We start from the raw sequence: 14,639 nt of genomic DNA, 5'->3' as shown, positions 1-14,639 counted from the left end.
CTAGACCTGTTCACGGCATCAATCACCCAATTGTCGCTTGCCCCTTCTTGGGCGGGTGATTACCTATAAAGGATGAATGCACCTTTGATCGACCCCTTTGCACGCGCCATCACCTATTTGCGGGTCTCTGTGACCGACCGCTGCGATTTTCGCTGCGTCTATTGCATGTCGGAAAATATGACCTTTCTGCCTAAGAAAGAGCTTCTGACCCTCGAGGAACTGGACCGTCTGTGCACCAATTTCGTTGATCTTGGCGTGGAAAAGCTGCGCATCACCGGCGGCGAGCCTTTGGTGCGGCGCGGCATCATGACCTTCTTTGATGGCATGTCCCGCCATCTTGAGGCGGGCACCCTCAAGGAACTTACGCTGACCACCAATGGAAGTCAGCTGGAACGCTTTGCGGACGATCTTTATGCCGCCGGGGTGCGCCGGGTGAACATCTCACTCGACACGCTGGATGATCAGAAATTTGCCGACATCACCCGCTGGGGTCGACTGCCGCAGGTGCTGCGCGGTGTGGATGCGGCGCAAAAGGCCGGACTGCGGGTCAAGATCAACGCGGTGGCACTCAAAGGATTTAACGAAGACGAACTGCCCACGATCACCGCATGGTGCGCAGAGCGCGATATGGATTTGACGTGGATCGAAGTGATGCCGATGGGCGATATCGGCAATGAGGACCGGCTGGACCAATACTGGTCGCTCAAAGATGTGCGTGCGCGCTATGCCGATCATTACACCGTCACTGATCTGGCGGAACGAACGGGTGGACCGGCGCGCTATGTGCGGCTTGAGGAAACAGGCCAGAAAATCGGCTTTATAACGCCGCTTTCACATAATTTCTGCGAAAGCTGCAACCGGGTGCGCATCACGTGTACGGGCGAGATCTATATGTGTCTGGGTCAAGAGGACGTGGCCGATCTGCGCGCACCTCTGCGCAACCATCCGCACGATGACGCACCCCTGAAAGACGCCATTCGCGCCGCGATTGATCGCAAACCCAAGGGCCACGATTTCGACTATTCACGCCAGCGACTGGACGGGAAAATGCCCCGCCATATGAGCCACACAGGCGGTTAAGGCGTCATGGACGCCCCATTTCTTTATCGTGCCTGGGTGATGGCGAGCAGCCTGATCGTGCCTTTTGCCGCGCGCAGCAGTATCCGAAAACTGCGCGATGCAGGCGTGTCTGTGACCCGCGCCCACGAGAAATTGGGCCACGCCACAGAAGAACGGCATGGTGGTGGCCCTCTGATCTGGTTTCATGCCGCATCTGTGGGGGAAAGCCTGTCTGTGCTGGCATTGATTACCCGCATCGGCGTGGCCCTGCCGCGTGCGCATTTTCTGATCACCTCTGGCACGGAAACTTCCGCGCGTCTGGTGGCACAGCGGATGCCGCCGCGCACGTTCCATCAATTTGCCCCTCTCGACGCGCCCGGCCCTCTCAAACGCTTTCTCAAACACTGGCGGCCAGATGCGGCCGTGTTTGTAGAAAGCGAGTTGTGGCCACAAATGCTGCGCCGGACCTATGCAAGCGGTGCGCGCATGGCGATGGTCAACGCCCGCCTGTCCGAGGCTTCCATGGCGCAATGGCGCAAAATGCCAAAACTCAGCGCCTATATGCTGGAGGTGTTCGACCTGATCCTGACCCAGAATGATGCGATGGCAGGGGCCATGGTGGGATTGAACGCGCCTGCTGATCGGGTGGCGCGCGGCATCAACCTCAAATCCATGGCCGGCCCTTTGCCCATCGATCACGATGCGGTGTTTGAGGCGCGCGCCGCTTTGGGTCATCGCCCGGTCTGGATCGCATCCTCAACACATCCCGGCGAAGAGGAAGTGGTGCTGAGGGCGCATAAGGCCTTGCTCAAGCGCTTTCCCGATCTGTGCCTGATCTTGGTGCCCCGTCACCCGGAACGCGGCGACGAAGTGGCGGCCCTGATTTCCGGTGCAGGCCTCAGCCTGACCCGCCGAACGCACGGCGATGCACCTGGCGGACAGGTGTTTCTGGCAGACACGCTGGGCGAGCTTGGGACCTGGTATGCGCTAAGCGATGTTGTTTTTCTGGGCGGGTCGCTGCGCCCAATCGGGGGGCACAACCCCTACGAAGTGGCGCAATCAGGATCGGCAGTCTTGTCGGGTATCCACGTCACCAACTTCGCCGAAACCTTTGCCGAGATGGAAGGTCTGGGTGCCGCCCAACTGGTCACAGATGCAAATGATCTGATTGAGAAGCTGGAGGCGTGGTTGGCCGACGACGCGGCGCGCACGAAAGCCTGTACCGCCGCACGCGATTTTGCTGATGGTCAAACAGACAAACTGGACAGTATCGCCGGAAGGCTCGTCAAAGCCCTGGGGTTGGATACGGATGCCTGAACTTTTTGTCACCAATTACAACCCGCATTTCACCGGCGTCTCGGCCACGACCGCCAATGTGGTGCGCCAGCAAACGGCGCGCTATGACATGGCTTTGGTCGGACAGCCATTGCCCGCCTGCCTCGCCCCGATAAGCCGCAGCGATGCCCATCGGGCGTCGTTGACCGCGCCCAAGGACAAGCCATTTGCCATCTGGCATGTCCGCCGCAACCCTGAAATGCGCAGTGCGATTTGGCTGCGTGACGTGCGCCGTGCGCCGATCAGAATCGTCTTCACCTCCGCCGCGCAGCGGTTGCATTCCGCCTATCCCCGCTGGCTGATTTCCCGGATGGATGCGGTGATTGCCACGACCGACAAGGCCGCCGAATTTGTCCCCCACGTACGCGCCGTGGTGCCGCATGGTGTGGATACCGACGTGTTCTGCCCCGCCCCGGATCGCGGTGCCGCATGGGCCGGTTTGGGGTACGGTGGCACCCACGGCATTGCCACCGTCGGCCGTATCCGCCCCGAAAAAGGCACGGATGTCTTTGTTGATGCGATGCTGCGCCTGTTGCCGCAACGGCCCGGTGCCACAGCATTGGTTGTGGGTCGCGCAGGTGGCAAATTTGAAGGTTTCCTGCGGGTTCTCAAAGACAAAGTGGCAGCGGCCGGCCTTGCGGATCGATTGCTATTTGTCGGAGAGATTCCGGCACAGGACCTGCCAGCGTTGATGCGTGCTTTGTCATTGGTCATGCAACTGCCGCGTTACGAAGGCTACGGTATGGTCCCCCTTGAAGGGCTGGCGTCAGGTGTGCCTTTTATTGGCAGCGACGCCGGATATTACCGCAGCTTTTCGGCTCAGGGACGTGTCGGTAGCATTGTACCCCTGGACGCCGAAGCTGCGGCTGCGGCCGCAATGGACTGGATATCAGCCGACAATCCCGGCGCGCAGGCCATGCGTGCCCGAGAGATTGCAGAAACCCATTTCAGCGCCAAAGCCGAAGCTGATGGCATTGGCGCTGTTTATCGTGCGCTTTGGGCCAGGTAACTGCGACCGTAAGGGCGGCGCAAGGCCGACCTTGCCGATCATCCTGACGCGGGCATCCGCTGTTCCACAATCCCGGCCCACCAGCTGCATCCCGCCGGGATCGCTTCATCGTTGAAGTTGTACATCGGATGATGGACCATTGCGCCGTCGCCGTTGCCCATGAGGATATAGGCACCGGGCCGCTCTTCAAGCATGAAGGCAAAGTCTTCGCCCCCCATCACCAGAGGCGCTTCGACACAATCCCCCGAGACCGAGCGCGCCACATCGGCGGCAAATTCGGTCTGCACATCGTGGTTCACCATGACCGGATAGTTACGGGTATATGTCACGGTAGCCTTGGCCCCCAACGTGGTGGCCATGCCTTCGCATATCTCGACAACCCGCTTTTCTGCCAGATCGCGCAAATCATTGCTCAACGTGCGCACAGTTCCCAGCATGTTGACCCGCTGCGGAATCACGTTGAAAGCTTTGGATGAGGTTTCGAATGAGGTAATCGACACCACGATATTGCCAATCGGATCGGCATTGCGGCTGACAATGGTCTGGAGCGCGGTGACGATGTGGCTGGCGACCACTGTGGTATCAATGGTTTCGTGGGGTTTGGCGGCATGCCCCCCCAGCCCTTCAACCTCAATCTCGAGCAAATCTGTTGCGGCAAAGAACGGGCCGGTGCGGATGCCAAATTGTCCCGTGGGCATGCCCGGCCAATTGTGCATGCCGTAAACTTCCTGAATGCCCCAGCGGTCCATCAACCCATCCTTGCACATCTCACGACCCCCGCCGCCGCCCTCTTCGGCGGGCTGAAAGATGACCACGGCTGTGCCGTCAAAGTTTCGGGTCTCAGCCAGATATTGCGCCGCCCCAAGCAGCATCGCCGTATGGCCATCATGGCCGCAGGCATGCATCGCATTTGGCGTTTTCGAGGCGTATTCAACCCCTGTTTGTTCATGGATCGGCAACGCATCCATATCGGCGCGCAGCCCGATGACCTTGCCCGATTTGGTATCCTTGCCTTTGATCACACCCACAACGCCGGTGCGCCCGATCCCTTCAACCACTTCATCGCAGCCAAAGGCGCGCAATTTTTCGGCGACCGTGGCCGAGGTCCGGTGGGTTTCAAACAATATCTCGGGATGCTCATGCAGGTCACGCCGCCATGCGGTGATGTCATCATGCAATTCTGCGAAACGGTTCTTTACGGGCATAGAGGTCGTCCTTTTTTGTCAGCGCGGCGGGCGATGCGCCCCCCTTGCGTGGGTCGGTTTAAGATGGGCATATCGCCCACCGGTGTTGTCAGGCCGCAGGCAGCCGTGTTTCGACGATTTCGGCAAACCAGGAACAGCCCGCCGGAATGGCATCGTCGTTGAAATCATACTTTGGGTGATGCACCGTTGGCCCATAACCATTGCCGATCATGATATAGGCACCCGGGCGCGCATTGAGCATATAGGAAAAATCTTCACCTGCCATGATTGGTGGGGTATCGCGCCAGACACCGGGCGTGATGCTTTCAGCGGCATCGGCAGCAAAAACCGTATTTTCATCATGGTTCACCGTCACGGGATAGCCACCGTGATAGGTGATCTCGGCCGTGCATTGATAGGCCGCCGCCGTGTGCGTCACCAGGGCACGCAGCCTTTCTGCGGTAAGAACACGTATGTCATCGGCCAGCGTGCGCACGGTGCCGCGCAATATCACTTGCTGCGGCAACACATTATAGCTGTCAGTATCACTGCGCAGGGTGCAGACCGACACAACCACCTGTTTGATCGGGTCCACATTACGGCTGGCAATAGATTGCAGCGCAACCAGCACATGCGCTGCCGCCAGATTGGCATCAATCGCCTCATGAGGCGCAGCGGCATGGCCACCCTGCCCCTCAATCACAATGTCAAACTGATCTGTGGCGGCCAGCAATGCACCGGGGCGAATTGCAAACTCGCCCACGGGGTAGTCCGGCATATTGTGGATGCTGTACACTTCCTGAATGTCCCAGCGGTCCATCAGGCCATCTTTGACCATCTCATTGCCGCCACCGCCGCCTTCTTCGGCGGGTTGAAAAATCAGGACGCAGCGGCCATCGAAATTTCGCGTCTCGGCCAGATATTGGGCAGCCCCCAACAACATCGCCGTGTGCCCGTCATGACCACAGGCGTGCATTTTGCCGGGTAATTTTGACGCGTATTCAAGGCCTGTCGCCTCGTGGATTGGCAGTGCATCCATGTCCGCACGCAGACCGCAGGTGCGCCCTGATGTGTTGGTCTTGCCTTCAACCACCGCGACAACGCCCGTACGGCCAATGCCGGTGGTAATGTCGGTAATGCCAAAATCACGCAGCTTCTGCTCAACGAATTTTGCGGTCTCATGCACGTCAAACAGCAACTCGGGATATTGGTGCAGATGCCTGCGCCACCCGGTAATCTCGGCGTGCGTTTCAGCAAATCGGTTCTTGATTGGCATGTCGCTTTCCCCTGTTCGGCGGGATCAGACGTTCGGCCCCAGCCGCATCGCGCTGCCGTCGGTGAATCGGGTGGCACGGAATCTGGTTAGATCATGCCCTACCGCGTCACCAGTGACCAGAGCCGCCAGCACCCGACCCATGGCCGGACCGATGCCAAATCCGTGACCGGACATCCCCATGCCAATGGTCAGACCCGGCAATTGCGCACAAACATCCACCACGGGAACGATATCGGGCATTGTGTCGATCATACCCGCCCAAACAGATTTGATCGTAACAGGAGGCAGCGCCGGAAACATTTCGGCAAAATCACCTGACAAATGGTTGATTTCACGCATGTTTGGTGTCGGATTAAGGATCCGCATGTCTTCGAACGGCGTACGCTCATCACCGGTCCAGTGCCGGCGCGTCGTCCAGGCATCGGGAAACCCCTTTGGCGCTGCGGGCAGCAACCGCTGACCAAAGGGATCCGCACGCAATTGCGAAAGGTATTTGGGCAAACTGCGGAACGCATCCGGCCCGACAAAAAAATCTGATGCGCCCCGCCGGGCCAATGTATATCCACCATCTTTGCGGCGGCGAAACGCCACCTTTTGGCTAGCGGCGGCCCCGGCATGAATGTCAGGCAAGGGGCCTGTCGCCGCCACATTTTCGCGCACCGAGAGTTGCGGTAACGTCACACCATGGTTGCGCAGAAACAGCGATGACCACGCCCCGGCCGCCAATACAACCTGGGTCGTCCTGATGCGGCCATTCTCCGTGATCACGCCCGCAACCCGGCCAGCGGCAATGTCCAGCATCCGCACGGCGCAATTTTCAACAATCGCAACGCCGGCACGTGCGGCAATCGCGGCCAAGGCCGGCACCGCAACTGTTGGTTCAGCCTGCATGTCCGAAGGTGTCGTCAACGCGCCTGCAAAGCGCTGTGCGCAGTCCGGAAACATCTCTGCCGTTTCATCGGATGACAAAATACGGCTGTCGATCCCATGGGCGTGCGCATGGGGCAACCACGCCTCGTAACGGCCCAACGCGCGGGCGTCTTTCGCCAGATAGGTCACCCCCTGCTGGCGCAATCCGATGTCGATATCGGTCTCGCCCGCCAATTCGCGCCACAAATGTCGCGCCTCCATCATGATCGGAATTTCATCGGGGTCCCGGCCTTGCTGCCGAATCCATCCCCAATTGCGCGATGATTGTTCAGCTGCGATGCGGCCTTTTTCAAGCAATGCAACGCTGTGACCGCCGCGCGCCAGGAAAAGTGCCGTACAAACACCAATGATCCCGCCGCCGATAACAACGACGTCAGCCCGGTCCGGGGCTGGACCCCGATAGGTGATGGGGGTCACAACGTTGAAAGGAAACGGGTTCATTTGAATTGGGCTTTCCTGGCAATGTTCAGCGGGCGCGCATCTTGCGGACTGCGCCAGCCAAGCTGCGCGAATCGCTCACCCCGACGTCAGCTTTGCAACCGCGCCACCAGTTTGCGCATGAAATCATGACCCGCATTGAACTGCGCCACTTCGATAAATTCGTTGGGCTGGTGGGCCTGCGCGATGTCACCGGGCCCACAAATGACCGCACTATAACCCGCCTCCTGAAACTGCCCGGCCTCGGTGCCATAGCTGACCTTATGGCTGGCATTGTCACCTGTGATCTGGCGGACCAGCGTTTCCGCCTCACCGTCATCTTCGGGCTCCAAAGCGGGAACATCAAAGCGCAGCGTCACCTCGATGCGGGTATCTGCCACAACCTTTTGCATCTGTTTTTCGACCTCACGCACCTTTTTGAGATAGGCGGTGCCCCAGGCATCCTTGTTTTCGCCCGGCACCACGCGGAAATCCATCGCGAAAAAGCAATCTTTGGCGGTGATGTTATGCGCGGTGCCACCCTCGATCATGCCGACGTGCACGGTGGTGAAGGGCGGATCGAACATCGCCGCCAGCGCGCTCGGTTTGCGGCCCATGTTTTCGGTGTTCATCTCGTTGGCCCATTCGATCAGCTTGGCCCCCGCCATGATCGCGTTGACGCCGGTGTGCAACAGCGATGAATGAACCTCGAACCCAATCACATGGGTATTGAAGCCGGTGCCCCCCTTGTGCCCGGTCACAGCCTGCATGGTTGACGGCTCGCCGACAATCACCGCCGACCCTTTGGGCAGAACCGGCTGCATGGCTTTGATCATCGGCGGCGCGCCAGTGCATCCGACTTCCTCATCAAAGCTGAGCGCGATTTGCAGTGGACGTTTGACACCGGCATGGTGCGCTTCGACGAGGGCCCAAAGCGCCAGCGCGTCGAACCCTTTCATGTCACAGGTGCCGCGCCCATAATATTTGCCATCCTTTTCAACCACGCTGAACGGGTCGGTGTCCCATGGCTGGCCGTCAACAGGCACCACATCCGTATGCCCGGAAAGTACAATTGCGCCTTCTTCCCATGGGCCAACATGGGCAAAAAGCGCGTGTTTAGGCTGTTCTGCATCGATGTAGCGGTGGCTTTCGATCCCGTGACCGTCCAGATAACCGGCAACCCAGTCAATCAGCGGGATGTTGGTGTCACGGCTGACTGTGGGAAAGCTGATCAGCTTTTCCATCAACGCAAAGGGGGTCATGCGCTCTACCATTTTGGCTGTCCTTTGAATGCCGCTGTTCAGTAGCCGCTGTCAGTGGTCAACACGAAATGACCTTTTTCTACTTCGTCGTAAACCGATGGTTCCGCAACATAGCTTACTGGGTGAATGGGTGACGGTATCGGCTTAAAGTTCAGATCTTTTTCATCTTTGCGTTTGCGGGGATCGGCGATGGGAACCGCTTTCATCAAGGCCTGCGTGTAGGGATGTTGTGGATTTTCGAACACCCGGCCACGGGGACCCAGTTCAACAATACGGCCCAGATACATCACGCCCACCTGATGGCTGACCCGTTCCACCACGGCCATGTCATGGCTGATGAACAGGAACGACAATTCCATTTCCTGCTGCAATTCCAGCATCAGGTTCAGCACCTGCGCCTGTACCGACACATCAAGTGCGGACACCGCTTCATCCGCGATGATCAGTTTGGGGTTAAGCGCCAATGCGCGGGCGATGGCCACACGCTGGCGCTGACCGCCTGAAAGTTCATGCGGAAAACGCCGCATGAAACTGCGCGGCAATTCTACACGGTCAAACAGCATTTCAACCCGTTCTGTAACCGCCGAGCCTGTTAATGTATTGAAATTATGAATCGGTTCGGCGACTTGATCGCTCAGCTGCATTTGCGGGTTGAGCGACGCAAAGGGATCCTGAAAGATCATCTGCATGTCCAGCCGCGCGGTGCGCAGGTCGTGAGAATTCAATGCCATGATGTCTTTGCCGGCCAGATTGATCTCGCCGGTCATTGGTTCAACCAGCCGAAGGATTGACCGACCGGCAGTGGATTTGCCGCACCCGCTTTCGCCAACAAGGCTCAAGGTCTGACCCTTATTGATCGAAAACGACAGGTCCTCAACCGCATGCACATTTGCAACCGTTTGGCGCAGAAACCCGCCCTTGACCGGGAACCGAGTGGTAAGGTTTCTGACCGTCAGCAGCACCTCGTCGGTCCCTTTTATCGGCACGATTTCCTTGTCCTTGGTTCCCAAAAGCTTCATCGGCTCTGGGTACGGTTTACCGGTCATTTCGCCCAGTTTAGGCACCGCCGCCAGCAAAGCTTTGGTATAGGGATGCTGTGGGTTCTCGAAAATCTCTTCGACTGTGCCCTCTTCGACCTTTTTGCCCCGGAACATAACGACAACCCGGTCCGCCATCTGGGCGACGACCGCCATGTCGTGCGTGATGAACATGACCGCAGTTCCGGTTTCGCGCTTCAGCCGATCCATCAGCGCCAGAATTTCGGCCTGAATCGTCACATCAAGCGCGGTCGTCGGTTCATCCGCGATCAACAGACGCGGCTCACAGGCCAGAGCCATTGCAATCACCACACGCTGGCGCATACCGCCTGAAAGTTCATGCGGATATTGTTTGAGACGCGCCTCAGGCTCCGGGATACGAACCTGCTTCATCAATGCCAGCGCGCGCTCTTCGGCCTGCGCCTTGTTCATTCCCTTATGCAGGCGCAGCCCTTCAGTGAGTTGTTTGCCAACGGTAAAAACCGGATTGAGCGCGGTCATCGGTTCCTGAAAGATCATCCCGATCTCATTGCCGCGAATGTGGCGCATCACGTCTTGATCTGTTTTCGCCAGATCAATCTCACCGCCCTCCAGACGATCAAAAAGCAGGCGACCGCCAGAGATTTCACCACCGCCATATTCGACCAGGCGCATCAGCGACAGGGAAGAGACAGATTTGCCTGAACCTGATTCGCCCACCACACAGACGGTCTCGCCCGACCGCACATCAAAACTGACGTGTTCGACGCCGACCACAGGACCATCTTTGGTCTGAAACTCTACTCTGAGCTCTCTAATCTGGGCGATTGGTGCCGCGTTTGCGTGATCCAGCATCTTTTCCCCTATCGCAATTATTTGGAATGCGTTTCTCGTGACGCTAAGGCCAATTCACCAAACAAGTCAAACACCACATAATCTGGCACCCCAATGAGGCGAACTGAACATTTTGCCGGTCAGGGGTCGCTACAAGGGTTGCTTTTTTGTCCAAACCTGTTTCGATGTGCGCATGCGCTTTGGGGAAGCATTGGCAGAAAGCAACAAATTCCGCACGATAACGCGAAGTTACCTGTTGTTCTTAGGACAACCCCAGAACGATGATAAACTGGCAGGAACAAACCTGCCCCAATAACGTGACACCATAAATGTGTCCAACAAGGAGTAAGATATGAAAATGAGAACCCTACTGATGGGCGCCATTGCATCTACTGCATTTGCGCCTTTCGCCCTTGCGGATGGCCATGAAGGCGAACGCGGGCGCGACGGCGAGGTCAAGATCATCTATTGGCAAGCGCCATCGATCCTGAACCCCTATCTGTCCGGTGGTACAAAAGATCTGGAATCAGCATCGCTGGTCCTGGAACCGATGGGCCGCTATGACGAAACCGGTGCTTTGGTGGCCTATCTTGCCGAAGAGATCCCGACCGTTGAAAACGGTGGCGTCAGCGAAGACCTGACATCCATCACCTGGAAAATCGCGGAAGGCATGGAATGGTCAGACGGCACGCCAGTGACCTCTGCTGACCTCGCCTTTACGGCGGAATACTGCATGCACCCCGAAGGTGGCTGTGCGCAGGCGTCCAAGTTTGATGGTGTGAAGGAAGTTGAAGTTATTGATGACCGCACGGTCACCGTTCACTTTAGCGAAGCCAAGCCAAACCCCTACGGTCCGTTCATGGGTGGCCAGTCTCCGATCATTCAAAAGGCACAGTTTGCTGAATGTTTGGGCGCGAAAGCCCCTGAATGTACCGAAGCCAACTTTAACCCAATTGGCACAGGTCCGTTCACAGTCACCGAATTCCGTCCAAATGACGTGATCACGATGGCAGCCAACGAAAATTTCCGTCACGAAGGGAAGCCTGCTTTTGCGTCGCTGACCTTCAAAGGTGGTGGTGATGCGGTTGCGGCCGGTCGTGCGGTCATGGAAACAGGCGAATACGACTATGCTTGGAACATGCAGCTTGCACCGGACGTTTTGGCCAAAATGGCCGAAGCGGGCAAAGGCACACCAATTTCGGCTTTCGGTACATTGGTCGAGCGTCTTGAGATGAACCTCACAAACCCATCTCCTGATCTGCCAGAAGGCGAACGGTCAACGGTTGCACACCCGCACCCGTTCCTGAGCGACTTCAACGTGCGCAAAGCACTTTCCATGGCAATCGATCGCGAATTGCTGGTTGAAGTGGGCTATGGTCAAGCCGGTCGTCCGACCTGTAACCTCGTACCTGCGCCTGCGCTTTATGCTTCTGACAACACAGAGTGCCTGACGCAGGACATTGATGGTGCCAAGGCGCTGCTGGACGAGGCCGGCTGGGTCGACAGCGATGGTGATGGCATACGCGACAAAGACGGTGTGAAACTGTCGATCCTCTACCAGACATCTACCAACGCTGTGCGTCAGGACTTCCAGGCGTTGATCAAAGACTGGTGGAACCAGATCGGCATCGAAGTCGAGTTGCGCAACCTGGATGCGTCTGTGTTCTTTGGCGGTGACCCAGGGTCGCCTGACACGTTTCAAAAGTTCTATGCGGACGTGGAAATGTACGCCAACAACTTTGACGGCACAGACCCGCAGGCATATCTGTCGGCCTACCGCTGCGGAAACGAACCAAAACCATCCAGCCAATGGCAGGGTGAAAACATCAACCGCTTCTGCAACGAAGAGTACGATACCCTGCTCGACGAATTGTCGCGCACCGGTGAACTGGAGAAGCGCGGAGAGATCTCAAAGCGCCTGAACGAGATCATCACCAAAGAGACAATGACAATTGTCCCATTGGTTGACCGTGGTCGTGTATCTGCGGCTTCGAACACCCTTGGTGGTGTGATCCTGAACACCTGGGACTCTGAGCTGTGGAATGTGGCTGACTGGTACCGCAAAAAGTGATTGGGAACGGCGGGTGCAAACCCGCCAGCCCTTTTTCTTCGTAGGGCGGGGATAAAACTCCGCCCTGCATTCCCTCAAGACCGATCTGCAAAGGCGCCGCCCGATGTTGACCTTCACCATCCGACGTTTACTACTTTCCATCCCGACGCTTTTGTTCATCAGTTTCATCATTTTTGGCTTACTCCAGCTTGCCCCCGGCGACCCGATGGCGCAGGTGCCGTTGACCGTACCACCAGAGGTCAAACAGAAGATGCGCGAAGCGCTTGGTCTGGGTCAGGCGTGGTACATCCAGTATTACAAATGGCTTATCCAATTCTTCTGGATTGAACCGATGGTGTTCATCGACTGGCTGACCAACAAGACCACCCTGTTTGGCTGGTTGCCGGACACATCATTTTCCGAAGGACAACTGCGTGTGATCAGCTGGCAGACCCGTTCGCCTGTCATGGACATCGTTGTCCAGCGGATGCCGCAGACCCTGTGGGTTGTCGGGCTGAGCTATGTCGTTGGCATCGTGATCGCGATCCCCATCGGGATCTATTCTGCTTACCGGCATTATTCGCTGTTTGACCAGGCCGGGACATTTGTCACCATGGTCGGCTTTTCGATCCCGCCGTTCTTCACCGGCCCTCTGCTCATCGTGATCTTTTCGGTATATTTCGGTTGGCTGCCGTCGATCTATGACACCACCCACGTCGTCAACGACTGGGCGTCTTTCAAAGTGCAAATTTATCAGATGATCATGCCGGTGATGGTCTTGGCCCTGCAGACGACCGCACAGATCAGCCGCTACATGCGCGGCGCGATGCTGGACAACCTCAATCAGGATTATGTGCGCACCGCCCGCGCCAAAGGTCTGAGCGAAAGCGTGGTGGTCATGGTGCATGTTCTGCGCAACTCAATGATCCCCGTCGTCACGGTGATCGCACTTGGCATGCCGGCAATCTTTGGGGGTGCGATCATCACCGAGAACGTTTTCAAGGTCAACGGCATTGGGCAACTGCTGCTCACCGCACTTTTTGCAAATGACCTGCCGATGGTCATGACGCTGACCTTTATCTTTGCGATCCTGATCGTGCTCTTCAACCTTATCGCAGACGTGCTTTACGGACTGCTTGATCCGAGGATCCGCTATGACTGAGCAAGCAATCCCAGCCAGCCCCATCGAGGCCGATCTGGAAACGTTCGGCGCGCTGCAAGACAAAGAGCCGCAAAAGCCGCCGCGTAGCCAGTGGCGCGATGTCTGGGATCAATTTCGCAAGCACAAAGGTGCATTGTTTGGCGGCGGCTTTTTGTTGTTCATCACTTGCGCGGTGATCTTTGGTCCCTGGCTTTGGGATGTGGACCCCAAAGGGTTGGATATCCGAAACAAGAACTGGCGGCCCGTTTATCAGCTGCTTTTTGACAGCGAGGCCAAAGCCGGATGGGCGCACCCCTTTGGCACTGACCAGCTGGGTCGCGATATCATGGCCCAGATGATTGCCGGGGGACGTGTGTCTATGGCGGTTGGCTGGTTGGCAATGATTTTGGCATTGCTTATCGGTACGGCCATCGGGGTCGTTGCAGGATATTTCAAACGCATCGATTTCTGGCTGATGCGCTTTACCGATCTGGTGCTGTCGCTGCCCATTCTACCGTTGGTTCTGCTGGCTGTTACCTTGTTCCGTCAACCGCTGAACGCGAGCTTTGGGCCGGAAGGCGGGATGTTCATTCTGATCGTCTCGGTCATTGGTCTGACGTCCTGGATGCAGACAGCGCGGATTGTGCGCGGTGACATTCTGGCGCTCAAGGAACGCGAATTCATCCTGGCTGCGCGGTCCATCGGTACGACGCCGGGCAAGATCATCCGCAGACATCTGCTGCCCAATGTGATCTCACCGATCATGGTGTCCGCAACTTTGGGTCTGGCGACCGCGATCATCACAGAAAGCGCGTTGAGCTTTTTGGGTGTCGGTTTCCCGTCCGATTATCCAACATGGGGCAAGCTGTTGGCCGATGCGGTTCAGCGCATGCAGGAGTTCCCTGAGCGCGTGCTGCTTCCCGGTATTGCGATTTCGCTGACGGTGCTGAGTGTGAATTACCTTGGCGACGGGCTGCGTGATGCGCTTGATCCACGGATCAGAGGCCGCTGAGTTAAATAAGAACCACAGCAGCAATTGCATCGCCCTTGGCGGGTGGTGCATTTTGTGTATTTGAAGAACAATGAATTTTAGTCCAACTTCCGTCTGGATTTTGGAATTTTATTC

Annotated in this window: 11 protein-coding genes; 6 read left to right on the top strand and 5 right to left on the bottom strand. The window is 57.3% G+C overall.

Going from position 1 to position 14,639, the window contains the following annotated elements:
- Window positions 1-72: 72 nt before the first annotated feature.
- Genes moaA through ACEWL3_RS04905 form a run of 3 tightly spaced genes read left to right on the top strand, consistent with a single transcriptional unit; the run spans window position 73 to window position 3,403 of the window.
- Window positions 73-1,080, top strand: coding sequence for a GTP 3',8-cyclase MoaA (moaA, locus tag ACEWL3_RS04915; RefSeq protein WP_386179752.1), 1,008 nt, complete (start codon window positions 73-75; stop codon window positions 1,078-1,080).
- A gap of 6 nt (window positions 1,081-1,086) precedes the next feature.
- Window positions 1,087-2,376 (top strand): 3-deoxy-D-manno-octulosonic acid transferase, encoded by a 1,290-nt coding sequence (locus ACEWL3_RS04910; RefSeq protein ID WP_386179749.1) that lies wholly within the window; start codon window positions 1,087-1,089, stop codon window positions 2,374-2,376.
- A complete protein-coding gene (locus tag ACEWL3_RS04905) occupies window positions 2,369-3,403 on the top strand; it encodes a glycosyltransferase family 4 protein (protein WP_386179746.1) in 1,035 nt (344 codons plus the stop codon). The genes ACEWL3_RS04910 and ACEWL3_RS04905 overlap by 8 nt, the downstream gene beginning before the upstream one ends.
- Before the next feature lie 38 nt (window positions 3,404-3,441).
- On the opposite strand, the gene ACEWL3_RS04900 is transcribed toward ACEWL3_RS04905, so the two are convergent.
- The 5 genes from ACEWL3_RS04900 to ACEWL3_RS04880 form a co-directional block, all read right to left on the bottom strand.
- A complete protein-coding gene (locus ACEWL3_RS04900; protein WP_386179743.1) occupies window positions 3,442-4,608 on the bottom strand; it encodes a M20 aminoacylase family protein in 1,167 nt (388 codons plus the stop codon).
- 88 nt (window positions 4,609-4,696) lie between these two features.
- Window positions 4,697-5,863 (bottom strand): M20 aminoacylase family protein, encoded by a 1,167-nt coding sequence (locus tag ACEWL3_RS04895; protein ID WP_386179740.1) that lies wholly within the window; start codon window positions 5,861-5,863, stop codon window positions 4,697-4,699.
- A gap of 24 nt (window positions 5,864-5,887) precedes the next feature.
- Window positions 5,888-7,234, bottom strand: coding sequence for an NAD(P)/FAD-dependent oxidoreductase (locus tag ACEWL3_RS04890; protein ID WP_386179737.1), 1,347 nt, complete (start codon window positions 7,232-7,234; stop codon window positions 5,888-5,890).
- Between the two features lie 86 nt (window positions 7,235-7,320).
- On the bottom strand, window positions 7,321-8,484 hold the full coding sequence (gene argE / locus ACEWL3_RS04885; RefSeq protein ID WP_386179734.1) for an acetylornithine deacetylase: 1,164 nt from the start codon (window positions 8,482-8,484) through the stop codon (window positions 7,321-7,323).
- Window positions 8,485-8,510: 26 nt separating this feature from the next.
- Window positions 8,511-10,343 (bottom strand): ABC transporter ATP-binding protein, encoded by a 1,833-nt coding sequence (locus ACEWL3_RS04880; protein WP_386179731.1) that lies wholly within the window; start codon window positions 10,341-10,343, stop codon window positions 8,511-8,513.
- Window positions 10,344-10,674: 331 nt separating this feature from the next.
- Between ACEWL3_RS04880 and ACEWL3_RS04875 the strand changes: the two genes are divergently transcribed.
- From ACEWL3_RS04875 to ACEWL3_RS04865, 3 genes are all read left to right on the top strand, one after another.
- Window positions 10,675-12,393, top strand: coding sequence for a peptide ABC transporter substrate-binding protein (locus ACEWL3_RS04875; RefSeq protein WP_386179728.1), 1,719 nt, complete (start codon window positions 10,675-10,677; stop codon window positions 12,391-12,393).
- A gap of 103 nt (window positions 12,394-12,496) precedes the next feature.
- Window positions 12,497-13,534 carry an ABC transporter permease gene (locus ACEWL3_RS04870; RefSeq protein ID WP_386179725.1) on the top strand — a complete coding sequence of 346 codons (1,038 nt, stop codon included), beginning with the start codon at window positions 12,497-12,499 and terminating at the stop codon, window positions 13,532-13,534.
- Window positions 13,527-14,525, top strand: a complete 999-nt coding sequence (locus ACEWL3_RS04865; RefSeq protein WP_114879072.1) for an ABC transporter permease — start codon at window positions 13,527-13,529, stop codon at window positions 14,523-14,525. The genes ACEWL3_RS04870 and ACEWL3_RS04865 overlap by 8 nt, the downstream gene beginning before the upstream one ends.
- Window positions 14,526-14,639 lie beyond the last annotated feature (114 nt).

This window comes from Sulfitobacter sediminivivens (assembly GCF_042611115.2).
Classification (GTDB): Bacteria; Pseudomonadota; Alphaproteobacteria; order Rhodobacterales; family Rhodobacteraceae; genus Sulfitobacter; species Sulfitobacter sediminivivens.
This window is presented reverse-complemented; position numbering and strand designations above follow the sequence as displayed.